Raw genomic sequence first — 2,473 nt, forward strand, 5'->3', positions numbered from 1 at the left:
ATCATGTGCCGCGTTCCGGTAGCCATGTCGAGGGGCGGGCACATGCCCGGGGCGGCATCCCGCCGGATGCCGCCAGGGAGGGACAGCGGATGAACACCATCACTCGTCACCAGGTCATCGCGGCCGAGCAGAAGGCCGTCGACCGGGCGTACGACTGCTACACCGCGCGCCTCGCCGAGATGACCGGGACCACCGCGGCCACGGCAGCGGCGAGCGGCAAGGACGGCATCGCCAACCGGCACGACGCCGAGAGAAGGGCCGAGTCGTACGGCGGACTGGGCGACGAGGCACTGGTGATCGCACGCGTCGACGCCCCCGAGGACCCCGGCGAGGATCCACGCCCCTGGTACGTGGGGCGGCGTGCCGTCTCCGATGTCAGGACCAGGGACACCGTCGTCGTCCTGTGGACGAGCCCGCTGGCCACCAAGTGGTTCGAGGCGCAGCCCCACGCGCCGGGGGATGTCGCACTGCGCCGCCGACTGCGCTGCGCGGGCCCCGTTGTCCAGGACTACTTCGACGAGATCACCCCGACGGCGCCCGCATTGCCGGCCGCTGCCCCCGACGGTGAGGTGGCCCCCGCCCTGGAGGCCGTCCCGGAACCGCGGCCCGCAGGGGACGACGCGATCACGGCGGACGCCGCCGACGGTGACGGCGCGACCGAGGCGGCGCCCGCGACCGGGCAGGGGGAAGAGCAGGAGCCCACCGGGCACGGGAAGCGCACCCACCCCCGCACTCCCGCCGACATCGCCCGGCTCCAGCGCCGAAAGCCCCTCCAGCCGGACGAGTTCCTGCTGCGCGAGCTCCAGCGTGCGCGCAGGGGGCGGATGCGGGACATCGTCGAGACCATCCGCCGCGACCAGATGGACCTGGTCACGGGCTCCCCCTCCGACATCCTCGTCGTGCAGGGCGGCCCCGGCACCGGAAAGTCGGCGGTCGGCCTCCACCGCGTGACCTGGCTGGTCAACAACGACCACTTCAAGGCCCAGGACATCCTCGTCATCGGCCCCCATCAGAGCTTCCTCGACTACGTCGGCCAGGTCCTGCCCACCCTCGGCACCCGCGACGTCAACGCCGTCCAGCTGTCCCGCCTCTGGGACGGCGACGTCCTCGGCGACGACACCGCGCAGGCGCGGCTCGTGAAGTCCGACGAGCGCATGGCAGCCGTCCTGCGCCGCCGGGTCGAGCACGAATGCCGGCCCGATGCCCTCGACGGCCTCCTCACCGCACCCTCCTTCGAGGGCGACGAACCGGCGTTCACCGTCACCGCCGGCAGTACCACCCTGCGCATTCCGCGCTCGGAAATCCACGCCCTCTTCGACGACGTGCGCAGCCAGGACGGTGCGTACCGCGAGCGCCGTGACCGCTTCCGCAGCCTGCTCGTCGACCGCCTCCTGCGGGAACTCGCCGCCCTGGCCCCGCGACGCGGCGCCGATGGCACGATCCGCCGCAGCCTGGAGCGAAACCGCCAGGTGGAGCGCCTCCTCGACCGCTCCTGGCCCTCCCCGGGCGCCCGGGAGAGCCTGCGCAGCCTCTACGACTCACCGGACCTCCTGCGTACCTGCGCGGACGGCGTCCTCGACGAACAGGAGCAGGCCGCCCTGCACCGGCCACGCGCCGCCAAGGCGGAGGACGACCCCTGGACCCTGGACGACCGCGTCTGCCTGGAGGAGCTCCGCCACCTCATCACCGGCGAGACGCCCCGGCGCTACGGTCACATCGTCGCCGACGAGGCCCAGGACCTGACGCCCATGCAGGCCCGCGCCCTGCGCCGCCGCGTCGCCAGGGGCGGCTCGATGACCGTCCTCGGCGACCTCGCCCAGGCCACCGGACCGTACGCCTACACCGCGTGGGACCGGCTGGGCGCCCTTCTGTCCGACCACGGCGACTGGCGCGTCGCCGAGCTCACCACCAGCTACCGCGTCCCCGCCGAGATCATGGAGTTCGTCGCCCCACTGGCCCGGACGGTCGCGCCCGCACTGCCTTACCCCCTGGCCGTCCGCGAGGCCGGTGCCGAGGCCGTGCGGACGATCGCGACCGAGCCGTGGAAGCTGCTCGACGACACCGTCGCCCAGGCCGTCCGCCTGGTCGGCACCAGTGACGGGAGCACCCTGCGGTCCGTGGCCGTCATCGTCCCCGACGACTCCGGCTGGCTCGACGAGATCGGCCGCCGGCTCGACACCGCGGACGGCATCACGGCCCAGGAGCGTGAAGCCGTGTGCGTCTTCGCCGCCGCCCACACCAAGGGCATGGAGTACGACCACGTCCTCGTCGTCGAGCCCGCCACCATCGCCGCTCGCGGCCAGGCCGGCCTGCGCCAGCTCTACATCGCGCTGACCCGCAGCACCCAGAGCCTGACCGTCCTGCACACCGCGCCCCTTCCCGACGCCCTGACGGGCCGCGACGGGGACCCGGAACCACCGCTTCCCGGCAGCGACGAAGCCGCGGTCGAGCCGGTGGCGGGCGGGGCCGCCCC

General features: G+C 73.6%; 1 protein-coding gene. It reads left to right on the forward strand.

Features of this window, described 5'->3' with window-relative positions; genetic code table 11:
- Positions 1-89 precede the first annotated feature (89 nt).
- A partial coding sequence (locus IH13_RS0117505; protein ID WP_063837457.1) for a HelD family protein occupies positions 90-2,473 on the forward strand: 2,384 nt, incomplete at its 3' end.

The sequence above is a fragment of the Streptomyces sp. NRRL WC-3549 genome, assembly GCF_000721935.1.
GTDB lineage: Bacteria > Actinomycetota > Actinomycetes > Streptomycetales > Streptomycetaceae > Streptomyces.